Origin of the sequence: Streptomyces coryli (assembly GCF_011044975.1) — a bacterium.
GTDB classification, from domain to species: domain Bacteria; phylum Actinomycetota; class Actinomycetes; order Streptomycetales; family Streptomycetaceae; genus Streptomyces; species Streptomyces coryli.
The window spans coordinates 1-24,038 of the sequence record NZ_JAAKZV010000118.1; the positions used below are offsets into that span (position 1 = coordinate 1).

At 70.9% G+C, this 24,038-nt stretch carries 20 protein-coding genes; 8 read left to right on the top strand and 12 right to left on the bottom strand.

Features of this window, described 5'->3' with window-relative positions; genetic code table 11:
* Positions 1 to 159: 159 nt before the first annotated feature.
* Positions 160 to 1,194, bottom strand: coding sequence for an L-glyceraldehyde 3-phosphate reductase (mgrA, locus tag G5C51_RS23960; protein WP_165240253.1), 1,035 nt, complete (start codon positions 1,192 to 1,194; stop codon positions 160 to 162).
* 145 nt (positions 1,195 to 1,339) lie between these two features.
* Between mgrA and G5C51_RS23965 the strand changes: the two genes are divergently transcribed.
* The 6 genes from G5C51_RS23965 to G5C51_RS23990 all read left to right on the top strand — a co-directional run bounded on the left by G5C51_RS23965 (position 1,340) and on the right by G5C51_RS23990 (position 9,589).
* A complete protein-coding gene (locus tag G5C51_RS23965; RefSeq protein WP_165240254.1) occupies positions 1,340 to 2,125 on the top strand; it encodes an isoprenyl transferase in 786 nt (261 codons plus the stop codon).
* A 275-nt stretch (positions 2,126 to 2,400) separates the two neighbouring features.
* Positions 2,401 to 3,717 (top strand): PhoH family protein, encoded by a 1,317-nt coding sequence (locus tag G5C51_RS23970; protein ID WP_165240255.1) that lies wholly within the window; start codon positions 2,401 to 2,403, stop codon positions 3,715 to 3,717.
* Positions 3,718 to 4,099: 382 nt separating this feature from the next.
* Positions 4,100 to 4,828, top strand: a complete 729-nt coding sequence (locus G5C51_RS23975) for an aggregation-promoting factor C-terminal-like domain-containing protein (protein WP_165240256.1) — start codon at positions 4,100 to 4,102, stop codon at positions 4,826 to 4,828.
* A gap of 77 nt (positions 4,829 to 4,905) precedes the next feature.
* A complete protein-coding gene (locus G5C51_RS23980) occupies positions 4,906 to 6,255 on the top strand; it encodes an AI-2E family transporter (protein WP_165240257.1) in 1,350 nt (449 codons plus the stop codon).
* Between the two features lie 210 nt (positions 6,256 to 6,465).
* Positions 6,466 to 8,775 carry a transthyretin-like family protein gene (locus G5C51_RS23985; protein ID WP_165240258.1) on the top strand — a complete coding sequence of 770 codons (2,310 nt, stop codon included), beginning with the start codon at positions 6,466 to 6,468 and terminating at the stop codon, positions 8,773 to 8,775.
* A gap of 25 nt (positions 8,776 to 8,800) precedes the next feature.
* On the top strand, positions 8,801 to 9,589 hold the full coding sequence (locus tag G5C51_RS23990; RefSeq protein ID WP_165240259.1) for a hypothetical protein: 789 nt from the start codon (positions 8,801 to 8,803) through the stop codon (positions 9,587 to 9,589).
* A gap of 15 nt (positions 9,590 to 9,604) precedes the next feature.
* On the opposite strand, the gene G5C51_RS23995 is transcribed toward G5C51_RS23990, so the two are convergent.
* From G5C51_RS23995 to G5C51_RS24030, 8 genes are all read right to left on the bottom strand, one after another.
* Positions 9,605 to 11,344 carry an alpha/beta hydrolase gene (locus G5C51_RS23995; protein WP_165240260.1) on the bottom strand — a complete coding sequence of 580 codons (1,740 nt, stop codon included), beginning with the start codon at positions 11,342 to 11,344 and terminating at the stop codon, positions 9,605 to 9,607.
* Between the two features lie 72 nt (positions 11,345 to 11,416).
* Positions 11,417 to 11,950, bottom strand: a complete 534-nt coding sequence (gene ahpD / locus G5C51_RS24000; RefSeq protein WP_165240261.1) for an alkylhydroperoxidase, AhpD family — start codon at positions 11,948 to 11,950, stop codon at positions 11,417 to 11,419.
* A 5-nt stretch (positions 11,951 to 11,955) separates the two neighbouring features.
* Positions 11,956 to 12,510, bottom strand: coding sequence for a redoxin domain-containing protein (locus tag G5C51_RS24005; protein ID WP_165240262.1), 555 nt, complete (start codon positions 12,508 to 12,510; stop codon positions 11,956 to 11,958).
* A gap of 149 nt (positions 12,511 to 12,659) precedes the next feature.
* Positions 12,660 to 14,954, bottom strand: coding sequence for an ABC transporter permease (locus G5C51_RS24010; RefSeq protein ID WP_165240270.1), 2,295 nt, complete (start codon positions 14,952 to 14,954; stop codon positions 12,660 to 12,662).
* 20 nt (positions 14,955 to 14,974) lie between these two features.
* Complete coding sequence (locus tag G5C51_RS24015) at positions 14,975 to 15,655, bottom strand: ABC transporter ATP-binding protein (protein ID WP_165240263.1); 681 nt, start codon at positions 15,653 to 15,655, stop codon at positions 14,975 to 14,977.
* The gene (locus G5C51_RS24020; RefSeq protein ID WP_165240264.1) at positions 15,652 to 16,179 is read right to left on the bottom strand and encodes a PadR family transcriptional regulator; all 528 of its coding nucleotides are present in this window, start codon (positions 16,177 to 16,179) and stop codon (positions 15,652 to 15,654) included. The genes G5C51_RS24015 and G5C51_RS24020 overlap by 4 nt, the downstream gene beginning before the upstream one ends.
* Before the next feature lie 53 nt (positions 16,180 to 16,232).
* Entirely contained in the window at positions 16,233 to 16,496 is a 264-nt protein-coding gene (locus tag G5C51_RS24025; protein ID WP_165240265.1) for a hypothetical protein, read from the bottom strand.
* The gene (locus G5C51_RS24030; protein WP_165240266.1) at positions 16,442 to 17,374 is read right to left on the bottom strand and encodes an SPFH domain-containing protein; all 933 of its coding nucleotides are present in this window, start codon (positions 17,372 to 17,374) and stop codon (positions 16,442 to 16,444) included. The genes G5C51_RS24025 and G5C51_RS24030 overlap by 55 nt, the downstream gene beginning before the upstream one ends.
* A gap of 190 nt (positions 17,375 to 17,564) precedes the next feature.
* On the opposite strand from G5C51_RS24030, the gene G5C51_RS24035 reads away from it, so the two are divergent.
* Entirely contained in the window at positions 17,565 to 18,398 is an 834-nt protein-coding gene (locus tag G5C51_RS24035) for a hypothetical protein (RefSeq protein ID WP_240929888.1), read from the top strand.
* Positions 18,382 to 19,581: a hypothetical protein gene (locus G5C51_RS24040; protein WP_338118283.1), complete on the top strand. Its 1,200-nt coding sequence runs from the start codon at positions 18,382 to 18,384 to the stop codon at positions 19,579 to 19,581. The genes G5C51_RS24035 and G5C51_RS24040 overlap by 17 nt, the downstream gene beginning before the upstream one ends.
* Positions 19,582 to 19,594: 13 nt before the next feature.
* On the opposite strand, the gene G5C51_RS24045 is transcribed toward G5C51_RS24040, so the two are convergent.
* From G5C51_RS24045 to G5C51_RS24055, 3 genes are all read right to left on the bottom strand, one after another.
* Entirely contained in the window at positions 19,595 to 21,505 is a 1,911-nt protein-coding gene (locus G5C51_RS24045) for a SpoIIE family protein phosphatase (RefSeq protein ID WP_165240267.1), read from the bottom strand.
* 186 nt (positions 21,506 to 21,691) lie between these two features.
* The gene (gene fomD / locus G5C51_RS24050) at positions 21,692 to 22,405 is read right to left on the bottom strand and encodes a cytidylyl-2-hydroxypropylphosphonate hydrolase (RefSeq protein ID WP_165240268.1); all 714 of its coding nucleotides are present in this window, start codon (positions 22,403 to 22,405) and stop codon (positions 21,692 to 21,694) included.
* Between the two features lie 89 nt (positions 22,406 to 22,494).
* Complete coding sequence (locus G5C51_RS24055; RefSeq protein WP_165240269.1) at positions 22,495 to 23,880, bottom strand: class II fumarate hydratase; 1,386 nt, start codon at positions 23,878 to 23,880, stop codon at positions 22,495 to 22,497.
* Positions 23,881 to 24,038: the final 158 nt, after the last annotated feature.

Sequence of the window (24,038 nt, forward strand, 5' to 3'; positions counted from 1 at the left end):
ACCCGCCCGGCCCATATACGGAGAGCTACTGAGTCAGCACGTTTCGAGGTAACCCGCCCGTTGAGTGCGCGTCGGCCTTCACACTGGGTTATGGTGGAGGTCCCCCCCTCGGGCCGGTCCGAATCCCCCCCTCGGACCGGCCCGTTTTTCTTTGCCCGGCTACTTCCGCCCGGCCCAGATGTTCACGCCATCCGTGGACACGGCGAAGGTGTCGATCTCGGCCAGCTCCTCCTTCGTCAGCGCAGGCCCGTCCAGCGCGGCGACATTCGCCTCCAGCTGCGCCACGCTCGACGCACCGATCAGCGCCGACGTCATCCGCGGATCCCGCAGCACCCACTGCAGCGCCATCTGGGCGAGCGACTGCCCGCGCCGCTGCGCGATGTCGTTGAGCCCGCGCAGCCGGCGCACGTTCTCCTCGGTCAGCAGCTCCGGGTTGAGCGACTTGCCCTGCGAGGCGCGCGAGCCCTCCGGGATGCCGTGCAGGTACTTGTCGGTGAGCATCCCCTGCGCCAGCGGCGCGAAGGAGATGCAGCCCATGCCCGCCGCCTCCAGGGTGTCGAGGAGACTGTCGTCCTCGGTCCAGCGATTGATCATGGAGTACGAGGGCTGGTGGATCAGCGGCCGCACCCCCATCTCGCGCAGGATCCGTGCCGCCTCGGCCGTCTGCTCGCTGCTGTACGAGGACACCCCGACGTACAGCGCCTTGCCCTGCTGCACCGCGGACGCCAGCGCGCCCATCGTCTCCTCGAGCGGGGTGTCCGGGTCGAAGCGGTGCGAGTAGAAGATGTCGACGTAATCGACGCCCATCCGCGCGAGCGAGGCGTCCAGCGACGACAGCAGGTACTTCCGCGAGCCCCACTCCCCGTACGGGCCGGGGTGCATCAGATAGCCGGCCTTCGTCGACAGGATCAGCTCGTCGCGGTACGGGCGGAAGTCCTGCGCGAAGAGCTTGCCGAAGTTCAGCTCGGCGGAGCCGGGCGGCGGGCCGTAGTTGTTCGCCAGATCGAAGTGGGTGACGCCGAGGTCGAAGGCGCGGCGGAGGATCGCGCGCTGCGACTCCAGGCTGCGGTCGTCGCCGAAGTTGTGCCAGAGGCCGAGCGAGATCTCGGGCAGCTTGAGGCCGCTGCGACCCGTACGGCGGTACCGCATGGCGTCATATCGGGAGTCTGATGGCAGAAAATGGGAACCGTTCATCACGAAAATCTCTCTATCACGGTGGCGCTCGCTCCGGTTCCGGCAGGCGCTGAAGTGATCCGGCGTGCCGCCCAGTAGGGTGGGCGCCTTCAGGGGGACCGACCACTGGCTTTTCTGGAGGGGCAGACCCGGAATGCATGAGTCGATGCGACACGCGCCGAGCCCCCGCCAGTCCCTGCGCGACCTCGTCTACCGCCTGTACGAGCGGCGGGTCGAGCGGCGCCTGGACCACAGCCGGGTCCCCGGCCACATCGGCGTCATCCTCGACGGCAACCGTCGCTGGGCGCGCGCCGACGGCATGACCGCCGCGCAGGGCCACCAGGCCGGCGCGGAGAAGGTCCGCGAGCTGGTGGAGTGGTGCTCCGGCACCGATGTCGAGGTCGTCACACTCTGGCTGCTCTCCACCGACAACCTCGACCGGCCCGAGGACGAGCTGGTGCCGCTGCTCGGCATCATCGAGGACGTCGTACGCGATCTGGCCGCCGACGGCCGCTGCCGGGTGCACCACGTCGGGGCGCTCGACCTGCTGCCGGCCCGTACCCAGTCGGTGCTCAAGGAAGCCGAGCAGTCGACCGCCGACAAGCCCGGCCTGCTCGTGAACGTCGCCGTCGGCTACGGCGGCCGGCAGGAGATCGCGGACGCGGTGCGCTCGCTGCTCGCCCACCACAACGAGCTCGGCACCCCGCTGGCGGAGCTCGCCGAGACCGTCGAGGTCGAGCACATCGCCGAGCACCTCTACACCCGCGGCCAGCCGGACCCGGACCTGGTGATCCGCACCAGCGGGGAGCAGCGGCTGAGCGGCTTCATGCTCTGGCAGAGCGCCCACTCGGAGTACTACTTCTGCGATGTCTTCTGGCCGGCGTTCCGCCGCGTGGACTTCCTGCGCGCCCTTCGTGACTACGCCGCGCGCAACCGGCGCCTGGGTCTGTAGCCCTCCGTAGATCTTTTAAAAGACACGTAACCCGATCGCCAACGGCATGCCATTGCATATGCGCCGGTGTTCGAGGGAATATCGCCCGTAGCGGGTGGTCCATGAGCCCCCGCCCGGGAGGCCCTTTGCACCACGACGGAGCCCGAGACGGTCCAACGGATCGTCCGGAGGACGCGGAGGGGCCGGTCCCCGGCCCGTGCGTGCAGCACGAGGGTCAGGAACCGGTCCACCGAACGCGAGCATCGCAACCTCTTGACGAGGGGGTTCGTCCACCCGTGGTGAAAAGCAACAAGCCGGGCGACCGGCGCACCTACGTCCTCGACACTTCCGTCCTCCTGGCCGACCCCAGGGCGATGATCCGCTTCGACGAGCACGAAGTCGTGCTTCCCGTCGTGGTGGTCACGGAACTCGAGGCGAAACGACACCACCCGGAGCTGGGCTATTTCGCGAGGCAGGCGCTACGCCTGCTGGACGATTTCCGGATCCGGCACGGCCGCCTCGACGCCCCGCTCCCCATTGGGGAACTGGGCGGCACGCTGCGCGTGGAGCTCAACCACACCGACCCGGGGGTGCTGCCGACCGGGTTCAGACTGGGCGACAACGACTCCCGGATTCTGGCTGTGGCCCGCAATCTGCAGGCCGAGGGGTACGACGTCACGGTCGTCTCCAAGGACCTGCCGCTGCGCATCAAGGCGTCCTCCGTCGGCCTCGCCGCCGAGGAGTACCGCGCCGAACTCGCCATCACCGACTCCGGCTGGACCGGGATGGCCGAGACGATGCTCAGCGGCGAGCAGGTGGACGAGCTCTTCGAGAACGAGATCGTCAGCGTCCCGGAGGCCGACGGCCTGCCCGTGCACACCGGGTTGGTGCTGCAGTCCGAGCGCGGCAACGCACTCGGCCGCGTCACCCCCGACGGCCGGATCAAGCTGGTCCGCGGCGACCGCGAGGCGTTCGGCATCCACGGCCGCAGCGCCGAGCAGCGGGTGGCGCTGGATCTGCTCCTCGATCCGGATGTGGGCATTGTCTCCATGGGCGGGCGGGCCGGCACCGGCAAGTCGGCGCTGGCGCTGTGCGCCGGGCTCGAATCCGTACTCGAACGGAGGCAGCACCAAAAGGTGATGGTCTTCCGGCCGCTGTACGCGGTCGGCGGGCAGGAGCTCGGCTATCTGCCGGGCACCGAGGCCGAGAAGATGAGCCCGTGGGGGCAGGCGGTGTTCGACACGCTCTCCGCCGTCACCTCGCGGGAGGTCATCGAGGAGGTGGTGGCGCGGGGCATGCTCGAGGTGCTGCCGCTCACCCACATCCGCGGCCGCTCGCTGCACGACGCCTTCGTCATCGTCGACGAGGCGCAGTCGCTGGAGAAGAACGTGCTGCTGACGGTGCTGTCGCGGATCGGCGCCAACAGCCGCGTGGTGCTCACCCACGACGTGGCGCAGCGGGACAATCTTCGCGTAGGCCGATACGACGGTGTGGTCGCCGTCGTTGAGAAGCTGAAGGGTCACCCGCTCTTCGCGCACATCACGCTCAACCGTTCGGAGCGTTCGCCGATCGCGGCGCTGGTGACCGAAATGCTCGAAGATGGCCGGGTCTAACCGGACATAGCAACCCAGAGCAAACCAGCAGGTCAACTGGGCGCAGCAGCTTAGCTGTTGCGCCCAGTGCTACGCCTCGGTTCCCGAACATCTCGTACGTCAAACGGCATGTGAGCTTTCCCACTCAACGGAGAATTGCCTTAACGCGTCCGCTTCCGGCAGAGTCTTGCTCCTGTCAGGCCCCGCATACGGCACCCCTGCGTCTTGAGCAACACCGAGCACCATCAACTGAACAGAGTCGCCGTATGCCGCCCGAGAACCACGCGGGCCCTCCCTTCACACCGGGAGGTCCCTCACCGGGCCCGCGCTTCCCGTGACCAACGCACCAGGGAAGCCTGCGCCAGGGGCACGATTGCGCCCGCGAGGTCACCGTCAGCGGGCGATGCTGGAAGGAATGTGTGTGAACCGGATGCCGGTATCGGTCCGGGGACTCGCAGTGGCGTCGGCCACCGCGGTCACCTCGGTCGGCGCCGTCGTGGGCGTTGCTGCTGGAGCACAGCAGGACTCCTCGTCGGACGACATCGAGGCAACCGCCGCAGACGCGACGCTCCTCTCCGACATACCTGCGAAGTCTCAGGTGGGCGTGCAGACCGCCTCCCTGACCCAGCAGGCGGACGCCCAGGCCGACGCCGCTCAGGCAGACGCCCGCAAGGCGGCTGAGGAAGCGGCCCGGAAGAAGGCAGCCGAGGACGCAGAGGCCAAGAAGCAGGCCGCCGAGGAGAAGAAAGAGGCGGCCGAGCAGGAGGCCAAGGAGCGCGAGGAGGCCAAGACCGCCAGCCGGTCCGCCGAGCGCACCGACATCCCCGTCCAGAGCTCGTACACGGTGGCCGAGGTGCAGGCGATCGCCCGCAAGATGGTGCCCGCCGACCAGTTCCAGTGCTTCAGCAACATCGTGGACCACGAGTCCAGCTGGAACTACAAGGCCTCGAACCCGTCCTCGGGTGCGTACGGCCTGGTCCAGGCGCTGCCCGGGTCGAAGATGGCCTCCGCAGGCGCCGACTGGCAGACGAACCCGGCCACGCAGATCAAGTGGGGCCTCAACTACATGAACGAGCGCTACGACAGCCCCTGCGGCGCGTGGTCGTTCTGGCAGGCCAACAACTGGTACTGACCCGCGAGCCGTAAAAGCTCCCGAAGACCCCGGACCGTACGACGGTCCGGGGTCTTCGTTGTGTACGGTCAGGGGCTATGTCGAAGATGTCAGACTGGTTCGACGAGATGAGCGGGCGGGCCTCGCGTTTCGCGGAGCACCGCCGTGCCGCCACCGAGCGGCGCGACGCCGAGCGCGGGCTGACGTCGTCGGAGCCGGACCAGCCCGAGCCGCAGCCCGCGGAGACCGCCACGCCCGCCGCGACCGCGCCCGTGGCGCCCGCGCCCGTACGGCCCGAGCCGGCACTCGCGATCCCGTGGGGGCTGCGGGTGGCCGCCGAGGCCGGCTGGCGGCTGCTGGTCTTCGCCGGGGTGGTGTGGGTGCTGATGCAGATCGTCAGCACGATCAGCCTCGTCATCTTCGCGTTCTCCGCCGGGCTGCTGATCACCGCGCTGCTGCAGCCGACCGTGGCCCGGCTGCGGCGTATAGGGCTGGGGCAGGGGCTCGCCACCGCGGTCACCTTCATCTCCGGCTTCGTGGCCATCGGGCTGATCGGCTGGTTCGTGGCCTGGCAGGTCATGGAGAACGCCGACCAGCTGACGGACCGGGTGCAGCAGGCCATCGAGGATGCCCAGAAGTGGCTGATCGACGGGCCGTTCCACGTCAGCAAGGACCAGATCAACGAGCTTGGCAACAACCTGAGCGACTGGCTCGGCGAGAACACCAGCGAGCTCACCTCCAAGGGTCTCGAAGGCGTCTCGTACGCGGTCGAGTTCCTGTCGGGCGCCGCCATCGCGGCCTTCACGACGATCTTCCTGCTCTACGACGGCAAGCGGATCTGGAACTGGTGCCTGAACATCGTGCCGCACGACGCCCGCGACGCCGTCGCCGGCGCCGGGCCGCGGGTGTGGGCGACGCTGACCGGGTACGTACGCGGGACGGTGCTGGTGGCGCTGATCGACGCGATCTTCATCGGCGTCGGGATCTACTTCCTCGGCGTGCCGATGGCGGTGCCGCTGGCCGTGCTGATCTTTGTGTTCGCGTTCATCCCGATCGTGGGTGCGCTGGTGTCCGGGGCGCTCGCCGTGGTCGTCGCCTTCGTCACCAACGGTCTGGTCACCGCACTGCTCGCGCTCGGCGTCGTGCTGCTGGTGCAGCAGATCGAGGGGCATGTGCTGCAGCCCTTCATCCTCGGCCGGATGGTGCGGGTGCATCCGCTCGCGGTGGTGCTCGCGGTCGCGACCGGCACGCTGATCGCCGGGATCGCCGGGGCGGTCGTCGCGGTGCCGCTGGTGGCGGTGCTCAATACGGCCGTGGGCTATCTGAAGGCGTACGCACGAGAACGACAGCCGCCGGGCTCCTCACCGCACGGCTCGACGATCGTCGAGGTGTCCCCCGCGGCGCCCGCCCCGGTGGACGAGACGCCGCCGCCGGGGGGCAAGGTCTAGCGGTACGGGGCATTCCGGCGGAATCTCCGCCACCGCTGACCCGAACCGGTCAAACGTTCGTCGCAATTCAGCCAGGTAGGACGAGCGGCTTTGTCATGCTCAGACCCCCTTGTTCAATGCTGCCCAACTGAATCGGAACAAGGGGGGTTTATGAGATCTGTGCAAAGACCTGGCAGACCGTCAGGTCACAGAGGCTCATGGAGGCGGCTGGTGCCGGTTGTGCTCGGCACCGCCGCCTTTGTCGTGCCGTCCATAGGCGGCGGCGCGCAGGCCGCACCGGCCGACGATCCGCGTACGGGCATCAGCTGCGAGATACCGGAGAACTGGTCGAGCTGTGTGCAGGTGCGGACCGAGCTCGACCGGGCGCCGGTCGTGGGCGGGACCGCGCGGCTGACCATCGAGGTCAGCGCGGCCGCCGACGTGACCGGTGCCCGGCTGCGGGCCGACCTGCCGGCCGCGCTGGACTGGCAGCGTGAGCCGGCCGGCTGGCGCGTCACCGAAGTCGGCCCGCAGCTCCCCGAGGACGGTGCCGGCGTGCACCGCGCCACCCGCACCGTCGACGTCAAGGCCGGCAAGACACTCACCTACACCGCCACCGTGCGCGGCGTCGACGCCGCGGCCACCTCGCTGCGCGCCTCCGTGGCGGGCGGCGACGCGAATCCGCTCGACGACGACAGCCACATGTCGCTGCTGACCGTCGGCAAGACCACCGGCACCGCCCGCCTCGGCCTGGACACCACTGCGGCGGCCAGGAAACTCGCGCCGCTGCCGGCCGGTCTGAAGCTCCAGCCGTCCGACGCGAAGGCCGCGTTCCAGCCCGTCACCACCGAAGGGCTGCCCAAGCCGCACAGCGACGATCCGAAGACCTCCGATTCCTCGACGTTCGCCGCGCGGGCGATGTCCTGCGTCACCGGCGCCATCGGCTATCAGGACCAGGCCGGCACCGGCCGGGTGTCGCCCAACATCCAGGTGCAGGCCTGGGACGAGGACCCCGCGAACAGCGACGACCTGCTCGACGTGGCCCTCACCGACGCCCAGGGCCGCTACCGGATGTGCTTCGACAACGACGACGTGCACAACGGCCAGGACGTCTACGTCAAGGTGCTCACCGAGAACCCGCTGTCCCGGGTGGCGTCCGAGTTCTTCGGCCGCACGACGTACGAATTCCAGTCCGCCCAGCGCGACGACATCGCGGACGGCCGCACCGTCGACTTCGGCCGGCTGGCGCCCGGCAACCAGCTGCTGCACCGCACGCTGCACGCCTTCGACATGGCCAACGACGCCCAGGAGTGGACGCCCGGCGAGTGCTGGGACGAGCGGGACACCGGCGACTGCCGCCGAATGGAGATCGTCTACCCGGACACGGACTCCAACGACAACAGCCGCTACACCGAGGGCGACAACACCGTACGGCTGGAGGAAGCCGCCCCGGACGACCGCTCCGACACCGTGCACGAGTACGGGCACGCCGTCATGGACGACGTCTACGACGACAACATGCCGGAGCACCCGAACTGCAGCCCGCACGCGATGGGCACCAAGTCCTCCGCCGGCTGCGCCTGGACTGAAGGCTTTGCCAACTTCTACCCGATGGCGATCTACAACGACGACTTCTACCGCGGCTGGCGGGTCGAGAACACCAGCGGCTACGACCCGTCCGACGAGACCGAGGGCCGCGTCACCGGCTCCCTGTGGGACCTGAAGGACCCGGCGGGCGAGCAGTACTGGGACAACTGGACGGAGAACCCGCAGAACGCCATCTGGGACACCTTCCTGGACCGCAGGTCGGCGAACTTCAAGGAGTTCTGGGAGCACCGCCGCGCCGAGGGCCACGACGTCGGCTCAGGTCCCGCCGGGGCGCTCTACCAGAACGGCATCGACTACGGCTTCCGCTTCCAGCTGGCCGACGGCGCGGCGCGGCTCGCCCCCACGCCCGACCCGCAGCACAACTACCGCTTCGACACCACCTATCGCTTCTGGTCCGTGGTGGCGATCCGGCCGCCCGCGGGCAACGACTACGACCTGAGGCTCTACGACGACCACGACCAGCAGCAGTTCCTGGCCGGCAGCCTCGCCACCGGCGACACGGTCGACTTCGTCGCCGTCGACTCGAGCGTGCGCGACCCGGGCGACTACTACCCGGTCGTCCGCCCGGTCGGCTCCGCCACCGGCGACTACCGGATCGAGCTGTCCGACGGCGGGAAGCTGCTGACCGGCTCGGCCACCCAGGCCATGAACGGCGCCGACGACATCGTCTCGGTCTGGGACACCTGCCCGGCGACCGGCACGGACGTCAAGATCACGGTGACGCCGTCGGCGGCCGACCAGGACGCGGAGGTGTTCGTGATGGACTCAGATCCGTCCAACGCCGTGCTGGGCCGCGTCTCCGCGCTGGCCGAGGCCACCGGCAACGGCCCCGGCCAGCCGGAGGAGCTCACCTTCAAGGCCACGGGCGGCTGCCACGGCATCGTCCTGGTCAACAAGGCGGGTTCGGGCACGTACACGCTCACCGAATCCTGAGCGACGCCTGCCACGTCGAAGGAACATGCGCCATCCATCACGCGCGGCACGGGTCGCGGCGGCGGTGCTCATCGCCGCCGCCGCGGCCGGCTGCGGAACGAGTCCCGGCGGCGGGTCCGGCACCGAGGTGCCCGCGCCGCCGGCCGATCCGCGGGTGCTGGTGCTGCGGGTCGAGGAACGGCAGAGCAATCCGTATCCGTGGGAGCGGGTGGCGCTGCCGCGCTTCGCGCTCTACGGAGGCGGCCGGGTGGTCGTGCCCGGGCGCGGCGACGGCGCGCTGTTCGCCGCCCGCGAATACCGGCTGCCCAAGGCCCGCTACCGCGCCCTGGTCGCGGCCGCGTACGACGCGGGGCTGGACCGGTCGGCGCTCCACGACGACCGGAGTCAGACCGACGCCGACGCCACCGAGGTCGCCCTGCGCACCCCGGACGGCCTGCGCGTCACGAAGGTGGTCGCCCCGGACGGCGGCGGTGACGGCGCCCGTGCCCGGGTGCTGGACTTCCTGGCCGGCCTGCCCCAACCCCCGCGCGACACCGCCCCGTACCGCCCGGCCGCGCTCGCCGTCCTGGCCACCGGCGGCGTCGACGCGGGCACCCGCACGCCCCGGCCGTGGCCGCTGCGCCCGCCGCTCGCCGAGGGCGTGCGGACCCGTGACGGCCAGTGCCGCGTGCTGCGCGGCCCGGCCGCGGCGGAGGCCGGCCGGCTGGCGGCGGGGGCCCGCCGGGATACCCGCTGGAGCGGCGGTGAGCTGACGTACGCCGTGGCCTTCCGTCCGCTCTACCCCGAGGAGAAGCGCTGCGCCGACCTGGACTGAGAGGTGTGGAGCTGCCTAGTACGGCGCCTCGCGCTTGTCGAAGAACTTCTTCAGGCGTTCGGTGTCCTCCGTCGACCAGCCCTTCGGGGGTACGACCTCCGCCCAGCCCTCCACCGGCCCCGTGCCGTAGCGGTGGCCGTGGGGGGCGGGGACGCCGTAGGAGACGGCCATGTCCACCGAGGTCTGCCAGAAGGTGACGAAGGGGAACCAGTTGACCTCCGGAGTGATGTCCGGGCCGAGCGGGTGGTCCACCCACTCGGGGCGCTGCAGCGCCAGGTCGTAGCTCCACCAGACCACCGGGTCGGAGGCGTTCTGGAGGTAGGCGACGCGCGGGTTGCGCCATGGGCCCTTCAGGCGCTTGAAGTCCTTCTCCGGGAACTGCGCCCAGCGGAGATGGCGGCCCTCGTCGAACTCCGGCCGCCAGACCGGGCTGCCCTGGTCGCGGTCGCGGCGGACTTCGGTGGAGATCGGGCCGAAGTTCGGCGGGCCGAGGAGCAGCGCGCCGTCGGTCTCCGCGACCAGTTTCTCCGCGGTGCCGAAGGTGGCCTCCATCGCGTACGCGCCGAGGCTTTCGCCGGTGACCACCAGCTTGGGCCGCTTGTCCGCCGGCAGCGTGTCCAGATGCTTCCGAACGGCCGTGACCAGAGCCTTCGTCGCCTGGCCCGCCTTCTCCTTGTCGACGAGGAAGGAGACCCAGCTGGGCAGGTACGAGTACTGGATGGCGACGAAGGCGGTGTCGCCGCCGTACATGTACTCCAGCGGCTCGGCGACCGTGGAGTTGACCCAGCCGGTACCGGTGGTGCCCGCGATGGCGAGCACTTGGCGGTCGAAGGCGCCGGTGCGCTGCAGTTCGCGGACGGCGAGGCGGGCCTGGGCGCGGAACGGCTCGTCGCGGCTGTCGTCGCTGAACGCCTCCGGGTGGGCGGAGGAGACGTATACCCGGACCGGGTCCTTGGCCGGGGCTCCGGTGACCCGCTCGAGCTGCCGCTTCGTCGGCACCGAGCCGGTGAAGTTACGGCCCTGGAAGCCGAGGTCGTCCCACGGGATGAGGGAGTCGGGGCTGCCGGAGACGTAACGCGATCCGGACTGGGTGATGCCGTCCTTGGTGGAGGCGTCGGTCTTGGCGGCGATGGAGTCGGCGACGTCGATGACGCCGCGGTCGAAGACCACGTCCCGCAGGCCGATGGTGACGAGGATCGCGGACAGCACCAGCCCGGTGCCGACGGCCAGCGGGCGCGGGAGCATCCGGCCCAGCCAGTGGATCAGCTTGCCGGTGCCGAGCCGGATCGAGCGCGCGATCACCACCAGCAGGGCGCAGACCGCGAGCGCGATGAGCGCGATCATCGGCGTGTGCCAGGCCATCGACGGCGGCAGTGACTGCAGTTCGCGCAGCTCGCGCTGCATGTGCGCGGACTCGGAGATCAGCCAGCCGGCCATGACGGGCGTGAGCACCAGGCAGACCTGCCAGCCGCGGGCCCGGGCCTGTTCGCTGGGCTGCCAGTCCCGCCACGCCAGCACCCGGCGGAAGAACCAGCTGAGGACGGCTCCGAGCCCGTAACCGATCGCCGCGGTGATGCCGCCGATGACGCCCTGCAGCAGCCAGGGGCGGGGGACGAGCGAGGGGGTGAGGGAGAGCCAGAAGAAGAAATTGGCGATGCAGAAGGCGAAGAGATCCGGCCAGCGGCGGACGCGCCAGGATGGGTCGGGACGGTCCCAGTAGGGCCGCTTCGCCGCCGCCAGGATCTTCTGCCACATGGGGGCTACCGTAATCGACCGTAAGGGAAGAGCCCGGCAAGCAGCGCTTACCGGGCTCTTGGTGACAGCGTGTCAGCCCGCGAGGGCTTCCTCCGCGTCGATGACGGTCGCGACCGCCTGGATCACCGAGGCGATCTTGAACGCCTCCTGGATCGTGTCGCGGTCCTCGCCCGCCTTGCGGAGGACGGCCTCGTGCGAGTCGAGGCACTGGCCGCAGCCGTTGACGGCGGAGACGGCGATCGAGAAGAACTCGAAGTCGGCCTTCTCGATGCCCGGGTTGCCGATGACGTTCATCCGCAGGCCCGCGCGCAGGTTGCCGTACTCCGGGTCGGAGATCAGGTGCCGGGTGCGGTAGAAGACGTTGTTCATCGCCATCACGGCCGCGGCGGCCTTGGCGGCGGTGTACGCCTCCTCGGACAGGTTCGCCTTTGCTTCCGGCTCCAGCTCGCGCAGCACGCGCGCCGAGCGGGCGGCGATGGCGCAGGCCAGCACCGTGCCCCAGAGGCGCTGCGCGGGCAGCTCGCTGTTGCCGATGACCGAGCCCAGGTTGAGGCGGAGGTCCTTGGCATATTCCGGTATGGCGGAACGCAGGTCAGACAGGGCCATGGTGGTCACTCACCGGCCAGCAGCTTGACCGGGTCGAGGGTGTCCTCGCCCTTGGACCAGTTGCACGGGCACAGCTCGTCGGTCTGCAGCGCGTCGAGGACCCGCAGGACCTCCTTGGGGTTACGGCCGACGGAGCCGGCGGTCACCATGGAGAACTGGATCTCGTTGTTCGGGTCGACGATGAAGACGGCGCGCTGCGCGAAGCCGTCCTCGCCCTCGACGCCGCAGTCGCGCATCAGCTCGTGCTTGGAGTCGGCGAGCATCGGGAACGGCAGGTCGCGCAGGTCGTCGTGGTCCTTGCGCCAGGCGTGGTGGACGAACTCGGAGTCGCCGGAGACGCCGAGGATCTGCGCGTCACGGTCGGCGAACTCGTCGTTCAGCTTGCCGAAGGCGGCGATCTCGGTGGGACACACGAAGGTGAAGTCCTTCGGCCAGAAGAACACGACCTTCCACTTGCCCTCGTAGGTCTTGTGGTCGATCTGGGCGAAGGCCTTGTCCGCGTCGAGGTCGACGCAGGCGGTCAGGTCGTACGTGGGGAACTGGTCACCAACGGTGAGCACGCGCTACTCCTTGAGGGGTGGAATTGGCCTGGATTAGGGCCATTCCGGAGGTTGGACAGAGTCCAGGGTGACACAGCCTCGATCGCCCCCGGTAATCGGCCCCTGGTCAGAGGGCCGATTACCGGCGGCTCATCGGGCGGCGTCCCCTCCTACTCGGTGCGCAGCCCCTCAGCCCGCATCATCCGGATCAGCGGTGGCAGGCTGAGCAGCGTCACCGCCGCGACCACAGCGCCCCCCGCGGCCGCCATGGTCAGGATCGCGGGCCAGTCGACGGTGACCGGCGTGGCCGCCATCTTCAGCAGCACCGCCCCGAGCGCCACCCCCGTTCCGGTGGCGAGGGTGAGGCCGAGCGCCACCGGGATCGCCGTCTGCCACAGCACCGAGAGGCTGAGCGTGCTGCGCTTGGTGCCGAAGGCGACCAAGGAGGAGAGCAGCTTGCGGCGTTCGCGGAGCTGCTCGAGCTGACCGACCAGGAGGCTGGCGCCGATCAGCAGGAGGACGCAGACGGCGCCGACCAAGAGGCCGGTGCGGATGCCGGCGAACTGGTTCGACTCCTCGGTGCTGTTGAGGGTCATCACCGTCGTCAGCGGATCGACCGCGGCGGCAGCGGTGCGCACCTGGTCCGCGGCGTCGCTCACGGCCGGGTCGGTACGGACATACGCCTCCGCGGTGATCGTGCCCGACGCCAGCGGGGCGCGGGCCGCGGCCGGGGTCGCCAGCACACCCTCGCGCGCCATGTCGTTCGGGGCGTGCTTCTTGGTCGCCGTGCGGGCGCCGCGCGGCATCTGCCACGGGACGGCCTTGCCCTTGTCGAACTCGTAGGACGGGTCGAGGTAGACGCGCGAGCCGGGGGCCGTGATCCGCTTGGTGTACTTGTCGGAGTAGCCGCCGGAGATGTAGAAGATGTCGCCGTCCGTGCACGACGGCAGGTTCGCGACCTCGCGCAGCGCCTTGCACGTGCCCACGGTCAGGGTGGTGCTCTTCTCGGTCCTGGCCTTGAGGGCAATGCTGACGCGGTTCAGCGTGATCGTGCCGCGTACGCCCTCGGTGTCCGCGAGGCGCTCGTCGAGGTGCGCGCCGCCGGCACCGGACGCGCGGACCCACATCTGCGCCTGCTCCGTGTCCTGGCCCGTTTGCCTGGTGTAGTCGTCCTCCACGCCGGTGAAGAGCATCTGCAGCGCGACCGCGCCGGCCACCGCGACCGCAATGCCGTTCACCAGGCGGGCGGCGCTGCCGCTGTTCAGCTGCAGGCGGCGGACGGCCAGTTGCCAGGAGACGGGGGCCCGGTTGCCGCGGCCCAGGCGAGCGACGACGGCCTCGACCAGCCAGGGCAGCAGCGCGGTGATGCCGGTGAGCAGCAGCACGACGCCGGTGGTGACCTGATACGCGTTGAAGTCGCCGCCATCATCACCCTTGCCGATCAGGGGAAACAGCGCGGCCAGGCCGGCGAGCGGCAGCAGCACCCGCCACCACAGCCGGCGGCGCTTTGGCTTGGCGGTCCGTACGACCCCCAGCGGCTCGATGACCACATTCCGCAGCGCGAACAGCGTGACCGCGACCGCCGCCGCCGGCACGGCCACCGCGACGAGGGCGGCCAGCCAGGGCGCCGGGTTCAGGTCGGCGGGGAAGACGCTCACGTTCAGGACGGTGAGGCCGCCCGCGACTTGCCGCCCGACGAGGAAGAAGCCGGTGCCGAAGACGAGGCCGAGCAGTGCCCCGGCCGCCGCCTCGCCCGCCGCGATCCTGCGGGTCATCGCGGCGTCCGCGCCGACCAGGCGCAGCGCGGCCAGCCGGCGGTCCCGGCGCTCGCCGCCGAAGCGCACGGCGGCGGCCACGAAGACGGCCACGGGCATCAGCAGCGCCACGAAGACAATCAGGACGAGCAGGAGCAGGACGGGGTCGAGGCTCCCGGGGACCGCGTCGTGGCCGAAGCCACCGATCCGGTGAACGCTGTCGGTGCCGTACCTGAGGTCGTCGCTGCCCGCGTAGTAGGCGAGTTCGGCGGGTCCTCCGGCCAGTCCGGCGTCGCCGATGGTGGCGGTGATCTTGTACGGGAGGCGGTCCCGCAGCAGCCCGGCGTCCTTGTCGTTCAGCCGGTCGGCGAGGGCGGGGGAGACCGCCATCTCGCCCGGCCTGGGGTAGCGGTCCAGGCCGGGCGGCGGCGTCGCCTTCGCGCCCTCGGGCCGCACCAGGCGCCCGTGGATGTCGTCGTCGCCGAAGGTGGTGTCACCGTTGCCGACCAGAATGCTGGTCGCGGTGGCGTGCTTGAGCTGCTGCGGCTGGAGATCGCTGCGGTCGTTGCCGCGCTGATCGCGGGCCTGCAGCGCCGCGGGGATCGCGGTCGTCAGCAGCAGCAGCGCGACGCCCAACCCCACACCGACGGCGGTCAGCAGGGTCCGGGTCCACCCCTCCTTGCCGCCGCGGAAGGCGAACGCGAGCCCCATCCGGAGGTCTTGGAGCAGGGTCACGAGGCGGGCTCCAGGCTGCGGGTGCGGCCGTCGCGGACGACGATCTCGCGGTCGGCGTAGGCGGCGACGCGGGCCTCGTGGGTGACGAGGACGACGGCGGCGCTGGTCTCGCGGGCGGCGGCGGTCAGCAGCTCCATCACGCGCTCGCCGTTGAGGGAGTCCAGTGCGCCGGTGGGCTCGTCGGCGAAGATGACGCGCGGGGTGGTGGCGAGCGCGCGGGCGACCGCGACGCGCTGGCCCTGGCCGCCGGAGATCTCGCCGGGGCGGTGGTGCGCGACGTCGTCGACCTCGAGCCGCTCCAGCCAGGGCCTGGCGGCCCGTTCGGCCTCGCGGCGGCCCAGGCCGGTGAGGCGGAGCGGGAGGGCGACGTTCTCGACGCAGGTCAGCTCCGGGACCAGCTGGCCGAACTGGAAGACGAAGCCGAACCGGCTGCGGCGCAGCGCGCTGCGCTCGCCGTCGGACATCGCGGAGAGCTCGCGCCCCTCGTACGTGATGGTGCCCTCGTCCGGCGGCACGATCCCGGCGAGGCAGTGCAGCAGCGTGGACTTGCCGGAGCCGGACGGGCCCATGACGGCGACGGTTTCCCCGGCCCGTATCGCGAAGTCGGCGCCGTCGAGGGCGGGGGTGCCGGAGTAGATCTTGCGCAGGCCGGTGGCGGTGAGGAGTGACGTGGTCATGCGCGCACCTCCGCGGCGAGCTTGTCGAGGCGGGCGGTGGTGAGTTCCAGCCAGCGCAGGTCGGCCTCGAGGTGGAAGAGGGCGTGGTCGCAGATGAGCTGGTCGGCGAGCTCGCCGCTGCGCTTGCGCTTGGTCAGCTCGCGCATCAGGCGCAGGTGTTCGGCGCGCTGGGTGTCCAGCAGCTCGGCGGCGTCGCGGCCGGTGAGCAGGGCGAGGACGACCTTGGTGTAGAGGGTGGAGGAGAGGTACGGCTCCGGCTTCTCCGGGGTGGTGAGCCAGCCGGCGACGTCGGTGATGCCGGCGTCGGTGATGGCGTACCGCTTGCGCTCCGGGCCGCCGCCTGCCTCTATGCCGTCGACCTCGACGAGGCCGTTCTTCAGCAGCCGGGACATGGTCGAGTAGACCTGCCCGTAATGCAGCGGCCGGTCGTGCCCGAAGCGCTGGTCGAAGGCGCGCTTCAGGTCGTACCCGTGCCGCGGCCCCGCTTCTTCCAGGAGCCCGAGGAGTGTGTGCCCGATGGTCATGGCGAGGACTCTACACGGTGTGTATACCTACTGTGTATAGACGGGGTGTGTAGTCAGTCACCGGAAGTCCCGTCCTTGGGCGGCCGCCCCCGCCGCGGCAGCGGGCCGGTCTCCTTCGGGAGTCGGCCCGCCGCCGCGAGGGCCTGCCGCAGCAGGTACTCGACCTGCGCGTTCGTGCTGCGCAGCTCGTCCGCCGCCCACCGCGCGAGCGCGTCGTGGACGGCGGGGTCGAGCCGCAGCAGCACCTGCTTGCGCTGTTTCGTCACTGGTACAGGGACCCCGTATTGATGACCGGCTGGGGCGCGCGGTCGCCGCACAGGACGACCATCAGGTTGGACACCATCGCGGCCTTACGCTCCTCGTCCAGCTCGACCAGGTCCTGCTCGGTGAGGCGGGCGAGTGCCGACTCCACCATCCCGACCGCGCCGTCGACGATCTGCTGCCGGGCCGCGACCACCGCGCCGGCCTGCTGGCGCTGCAGCATCGCGGCGGCGATCTCGGGGGCGTACGCGAGGTGCGTGAAGCGGGCCTCGATGATGTGCACGCCGGCGGCCTGGACGCGCAGGGTCAGCTCGGCGGCGAGCTTGTCGGTGATCTCCTCGGCGTTGGCGCGCAGCGACAATTCGTTGTCGTCGTGGGCGTCGTAGGGGTATTCGATGGCGATGTGCCGGACCGCGGTCTCGGTCTGGGTGCTCACGAACTCGACGTAGTCGTCCACCGAGAAGGTGGCCTGCGCGGTGTCCTCGACCTGCCAGACGACGACGGCGGCGAGCTCGATGGGGTTGCCGTAGGCGTCGTTGACCTTCAGGATCGCGGTCTCGTGGTTGCGCACCCGGGTGGAGATCTTCTGCCGGGTGGTCAGCGGGTTCACGAAGCGGAGGCCGTCGTCGCGGATGGTGCCGGTGTAGCGGCCGAAGAACTGCACGACGCGGGCCTCGCCGGGGGCGACCATGTTCAGCCCCGACATGGCGAAGATCGAGCCGAGGAAGACCAGCGCGCCGACGACGATGAGCGGGATGCCGACCGCCGGGTGGTCGCGGGTGCTGAGGGCGATGCCGGTGATGGTCATGCCGATACCGAGCAGGGTGCCGATCAGTCCGAGGAGGAGGGCGAGCCCGCCGCCGATGCTGTGCGCGGGGGTCTCGTGAACCTCGACCTTCGGCATGGGAAGGGCGTCTTCGCTGGTGGTGCTCATAGTGCTCCCCGTTTCTGGATGGCTGCGGTCTAGCAAACTGATATCACTTTAGCGCAGCTTTCAGCGGAGTGAAAGATCTTTGGGTGTTGTGACGAGAACATGCCAGACCCCCTTCCCGGAGTGGTCTACGCCAGTCAGACTCCGACTAGCACGTCCCCTGCCTCACCCCACGAACAGACAGGAGACAGCCATGTCCAGAGGAAGAACTCTGGCCTGCGGCATCTGCGGCGGGATATTCGCGGCCGCCGCGATCCTCGGCGCCTCCCCGGCGGGCGCGGCCGACGCGGGCAACGGCGACCGTGACGCGGTCGGCGAGTACAAGGCCGCCACCGACACCCTGCCGGAGCAGAAGCTGACGGCCGGGCAGAAGGAGCTGCTCGCCGAGAAGGCCGCGGACGCCAAGGGCGCGGCGGCCAGATCCGCCGGCGCGTACGGCACCAAGGCGATCAAGTCGTCCGGCGCCATCCAGCAGTCGCAGATCAACTCCTACTACTGCGGCCCCGCCACGCTCGTCATCACCCAGTCCGCCCACGACGAAGTCGGCGGCCGCTCGCAGACCGCGGCGGGCAATGAGCTCAACACCACCACGGCCGGCACCGCCTGGTACGGCATCAACGCCGATGTCCCGAACCCGACCGGCTATCCGATCCCGGACGTCCTGAACAACCGCATGCCGGGCGCCGGTTACGCGCCGCGGGCGCTCCCGTACACCCCGACCGCGGCCAACAAGACGGCGTTCCGCGACGCCATCACCCACAACACGACGGGCGACTACGCCATCGCCGGCAACGCCTGGGAGGTCGTCGGCGGCCCGCACCTGGTCGGGCACCCGAACCGGGAGATCTTCCACTGGGTGTCGATCGACGGCCACAGCGACGACGGCGCGAAGACCGTGCAGTACCGCGACCCGGTGGGCGGCGTGCCGACCTCGGTGATCTCGTGGGCGGCGAGCGTTCCGCGTACGGCCACTATCTCGTCGGACACCATCACCACCATCATGGGTGGCCGTGGGTACGTCTGGTAAAGCGCGCACGGCAACAGCCCTCCTCCTGACGGGCGTCTGCCTCGCTGCGGGGTGCTCGTCAGGAGACGGCGGCGACAAGGACCGGGCCGAGTCCAGCCCTGCCCGTACGACCTCCGCCGCCCCCACCGGACCGCCGCAGCGCGGCGAGCGCGCGTGCGCCGTGAAGCTGCCCGCCGGGTGGCGGACCGCGCTCGGCGACGGCGAGATCGACGCGGCGGAGGACGCCCGCGAGGTGCTCACCGCCGTCGGGCCCGGGGCGGCGTGGGCGGTGGTGCAGTCCACCGAAGGCGGCGAGCGGACGCTGCAGTTCGTTCCGGCCGACGGCGAGCGGCGGGATGTGGCCGAGCTGGACGACCCGGTCGAGGACCAGGTCGACGCCGCCGACTACGACGGGCGCTGGCTGGCGTACGACCTCGTGCAGGGGCGGCAGGCGCAGAGCCCGTGGGAGCTGCGGGCCTGGGACGCGGAGACCGGCAAGTCGAAGGTCGTCGCGCGGGCGGACCGGGACGGCAAGGGGCAGGCGGTGCCGGGGCCGTTCGTGCAGCCGGTGGTGCGCTCGGGGCGGGTCTTCTGGGCGCAGGGGACCGGCGGCGGGAAGTCGGCCGTCTACGCGGAGGACCTCGGCAAGGGCGGCGAGCGGCACACGCTGTACGAGGGCGTGGCCGATGTCCCGTTCGCCGCGGGCGGGTTGCTGGTGTGGCCGCAGGCCAAGGGCGCGGGCGGCACGGACGTCAGGCTCGCGGCCGCGTCCCTCGACAGCCTCAAGCCCGCGAAGCTGCCCGCGCCGATCGCGAAGCTGCGCGGCGTCCGGCTGGCCGCCTCCGACGGCCGCACCTGGGCGTGGATCGGCGGCGCACAGGGCACGGAACTGCGCGTCTGGCGCCCGGGCTGGAAGTCCCCGGCCACACTGGTCGCGGACGCCCCCGAGGCGGTCAACGGCATGGACCAGGTCCAGGTCAGCGGCGACCTGATCACCTGGCGCTCGACGGAGGCAGCCTGGACCCTCGACCTCCGCTCCCGCTCATACACCCGCGTCACCCCGCGCTACGGCTACGCGCAGGCGCGGGACGACGCGATCGGGGTGTCGTACGCCGAGGGCGAGGCGAAGTCGGCAGAGGCGACGGCGGTCAACTCGGTGGTTCAGGCGGGCGAGTTGCCACCGCTGCCGCGCTGCAAGAACTAGATCGCCGCAAGGGCTAGATCTCGAACCACACCACCTTGCCGGCGCTCAGCCGTTCCGCGCCCCACCGCTGTGCGACCCGGTTGACGAGGTACATGCCGCGGCCGCCCTCGTCGGCCGGGCCCGCGCGGCGCATGCGGGGGAGTTGCGGGACGTCGTCGACGACCTCGCAGCGGAGGCGGTCGGTGTGGACCATGCGGAGGGTGACCGGGCGCTGGGCGTAGCGGACGGCGTTGGTGACGACCTCGCTGACCAGGAGTTCGACGGCGTCCTCCAGGTCGGAGAGGCCCCAGCCGGCCAGCGCCTCACGGGCCAGTTTGCGGGCCTCGCGGGCGGATTGGGCCTGCGGGTCGAGGACCCACTGGGCGGCGGAGCTCGGGGCGATGCCGTCGAAGCGGGCGGCGAGGAGGGCGATGTCGTCGTCGCGGTCGCCGGGGCCGAGGACGTCGAGGACCTCGTCGCAGAGCGGTTCGAGGGTCGGCGGGTGGTGGTGGGCGTCGTTCGTACGGTGCCAGGTGTCGGTCAGGCGCTCGCAGAGGCGCTCGATGCCGGTGGAGACGTCGCAGGTGCGGGACTCGACCAGGCCGTCCGTATAGAGGATGAGCGTCGAGCCGACGGGGGCGTCCATCTCCACCGACGTGAAGCTGACGCCGCCGACGCCGATCGGGGCACCCGGCGGCACGTCGAGCACCTCGGCGCGGCCGTCGCTGTGCAGCAGAACGGGCGGCGGGTGACCGGCGTTGGCGAGGGTGAGGCGGCGGCCGATCGGGTCGTAGACCGCGTACAGGCAGGTGGCCATCCGGTCGTCGCCGAGCCGCAGCGCCTGCTCGTCGAGGTGGTGCAGGACCTCCTGCGGCGGCAGGTCGAGGCCGGCGAGGGTCTGCGCGGTGGTACGGAGCTGGCCCATGATCGCCGCCGAGGTGACGGAGTGGCCCATCACGTCGCCGACGACCAGGGCGACCCGGGAGCCGGGCAGCGGGATCGCGTCGTACCAGTCGCCGCCGACCCGGGCGGTCTCCGCGGCGGGGAGGTAACGGCTCGCCAGCTTCACGCCGTTGGGCTGCGGCAGCGACTCCGGGAGCATGGTGCGCTGCAGCTCGTCGGCGATGTACGCCTCCCGGCCGTAGACCACTGCCTTGTCGACGCCGAGCGCGGTATGGGTGGCCAGCTGGGCGGCGACGAGCAGGTCGTCGTGCTCGTACGGCGGCTGCTCCGGGCCGCGGACGAGGACCGCGACGCCGGTGACGCGGCGGCGGCCGCGCAGCGGGGCGACGATGACGCGGCGGCCGGCGGCGGGGGCTTTCTTCGCGGGGGCCGCGGCGAGCGGGCTGCCGCGCCCGAGCAGCTCGGTGAGCGCGCCGCGGGCGGCGATGGTGTCGCCGAAGACGGGGCGGACGCCGCGCAGCACCTCCGCGAGGGCGCCGGCGCGGACCACGTCCACGACGTCGGCGAGCTCGGCGGCGGACGGGTCCATCAGCGCGTCGTCATCGGAGCTGTCCCCGGCCTGCCGCCCGGTGCGCCGCAGCCGCAGCCGGAACGGGCCGCTCGGCTGCGTATCGCCGACGGGCAGCGGCTCGCGCAGATAGACGAGGATGCCGTCGGCGAAGGCCGGGACGGCGGAGCGGCACAGGCCGAGCACGATCTCGTCCAGGTCCATGCCGCGGGCGATGCGCCGGGTGGCGGAGCCGACGAAGCGCAGCCGCGCGGACTCGGCGGCCTCCTCCGGCTCCGGAGGCATGGCGTCTTCCCTGCTCGCAGGGCTGGGGGAAGGGTCGGCGGCCGGGCGCGGGCGCGCGGCACCGGTGGTTCCCTCGGTGCTGTCGGCGCCCCGGCGGCGCGGGCGGGAGGCGGCGGCATCCGCGCGCAGCGCTGTCCGCGGCTCGGGCACCTCCGCCCGGGCAGCGGTCTGCTCCTCGCGCTCCGTCACCTGTACGTACCGTCCGTCCGGCTGTGGCGCCCAATTCTTCTGTCAGTGCGGTGTGTTGAGCTCGTTGGTCGGTGAATCGATCCTGTGGAAGGCGATCCTACGTTTGATACACCCAGGCGCATCAAGAGGCTCACGAAGTCACGCGCGCGGGATCACACCATCTCCACGACCCCGGGCCGCGCTCGCTTACGCGCGCGGGCGCGCCGGGACCTGGTCCCAGTCGTGCGGGAGGCGGGGTGTGGACCAGTTCGGGTCCGGGCGCCAGTGCTGCCAGCTGTCGGTGAAGGGCGAGCCCCAGGCGCGGATGGCGGTGACCGCCTGCTCGCCGGCCCGGAGCACCTTCAGCGCCGTGGCCTCGTCCATCAGCCCGGTGCGCCGGGCCTGCTCGAACTCGTCCTCGTCCCGCCACTGCCAGCTGCGGTCCGGGTAGACCGCGATGTCCAGGAAGTGGTCCTCGGAGTCGACGCCGCCGGGCCAGCGGGTCAGCGGCTCCTCGAGATTCACGTACCAGTTCTTGAAGCGCCAGCCCCGCTCCCAGAACAGCCACACCGACCACGGCTCACCCGGCCGCGCCAGCTTCAGCACCCCCGCCCCGAACCAGCGCGAGCGCGCCGCCCGGCGCGGCTTCGTGTACCGCGTCTCGAGCGGCTCCTTGTGCAGCGGGGTGCCGTCGTCGATGACCGGCCGCACACACTCGGTGCCCGGCGCCATCCAGACCGCGAGCAGATCGCGGCCGTGGTGGTCGGGGCCGTCGTGGACGACCGTGACCGGACGGCAGATGTGCACCCTGTCCGCGGCGCCGGAGCCATTGCCGCGATAGCGCCAGAGGATGTGCTCCCCCGGCGCCCAGCGCCCGGAGCCGGGCTGTCCGGTTTCTGGCAAGGTGTCCGCTGCTGTCATCCCTAGATATTACGCTGGCACATCGCACAAGGGATCGGCTGGATGGGTCACGGCCTCGTCTCACGGGCGGGCCATGCGCGATGTCTTTCTTACGGACGCGTCATGCGCAGTACGTCCAGCGCCTCGTCCAGCTGCTCCGCGGTGAGCAGCCCGCGGGACACGTAACCCTCCTCCTCGACGACCTGCCGGATGGTCTTCCGCTCGGCCAGGGACCTCTTCGCGACCTTGGCGGCCTCCTCGTAGCCGATGTACCGGTTCAGCGGCGTGACGACGGAGGGCGACGACTCGGCGTACTCGCGGGCGCGGTCCGCGTCCGCCGTGATGCCGTCGACGGTGCGGTCGGCGAGGAGGCGGGAGGCGTTCGCGAGGAGCCGGATGGACTCCAGGAGGTTCTTCGCCATCACCGGGAGCTGGACGTTCAGCTCGAAGTTCCCGGAGGCGCCGGCGGTGGCGACGGTGGCGTCATTGCCGGTGACCTGGGCGGCGACCATGAGCACCGCCTCCGGGATTACGGGATTGACCTTGCCCGGCATGATCGAGGAGCCGGGTTGCAGGTCGGGCAGGTGGATCTCGGCGAGGCCGGTGCGTGGGCCCGAGCCCATCCAGCGGATGTCGTTGCAGATCTTGGTGAGCGAGACGGCGATCGTACGGAGCTGGCCCGACGTCTCCACCAGGCCGTCGCGGGCGCCCTGCGCCTCGAAGTGATCGCGGGCCTCGGTGAGCGGAAGCCCGGTGGCGCGGGCCACCTCGGCGATGACGGCGGCGGAGAAGCCGGGCGGCGTGTTGATGCCGGTGCCCACGGCCGTACCGCCGAGGGGAAGCTCGGCGAGGCGGGGGAGGGAGGAGTGCAGGCGCGCGATGCCGTGCCGGATCTGGGCCGCGTAACCGCCGAACTCCTGGCCGAGGGTGACCGGGGTGGCGTCCATCAGGTGGGTGCGGCCGGATTTGACGATGTCCTTGAACTCGTCCGCCTTGCGCTCGAGGGACTCGGCGAGGTGGACCAGGGCCGGGATCAGGTCATGGGTGACGGCGGCGGTGGCGGCGATGTGGATGGACGACGGGAAGACGTCGTTGGAGGACTGGCTGGCGTTGACGTGATCGTTGGGATGCACGTCGGCGCCGAGCTTTTCGCCGGCGAGGGTGGCGAGGACCTCGTTGGTGTTCATGTTCGACGAGGTGCCGGAGCCGGTCTGGAAGACGTCCACGGGGAAGTGCTCGTCCCAGGTGCCTTTGGCGACCTCGGCGGCGGCTTCCTGGATCGCGGCGGCGATGTCCTTGTCGAGGACGTTCAGCTCGGCGTTGACCTTGGCGGCGGCGGCCTTGATACGGGCGAGGGCCTCGATGTGGGCGCGCTCGAGGCGCTGGCCGGAGATGGGGAAGTTCTCGACGGCGCGCTGGGTCTGGGCCCGCCATTTCGCGTCCTTGGGGACGCGGACTTCGCCCATGGAGTCGTGCTCTGTTCGGTACTCGGTCATGACGTCGAGCGTACGACTCGGCCTCGCGCTTGCGGCGCGGCATCCTGTGGCTTCGCCACGGAGTCCTCAAGCGCCGGACGGGCTTGTTGGTGGGTGGGCCGGGCCGAGTTCCGGAGGGGGAGCTCGACTTGTGCGGGGCGTGCCTCGCTCGTTTGGTG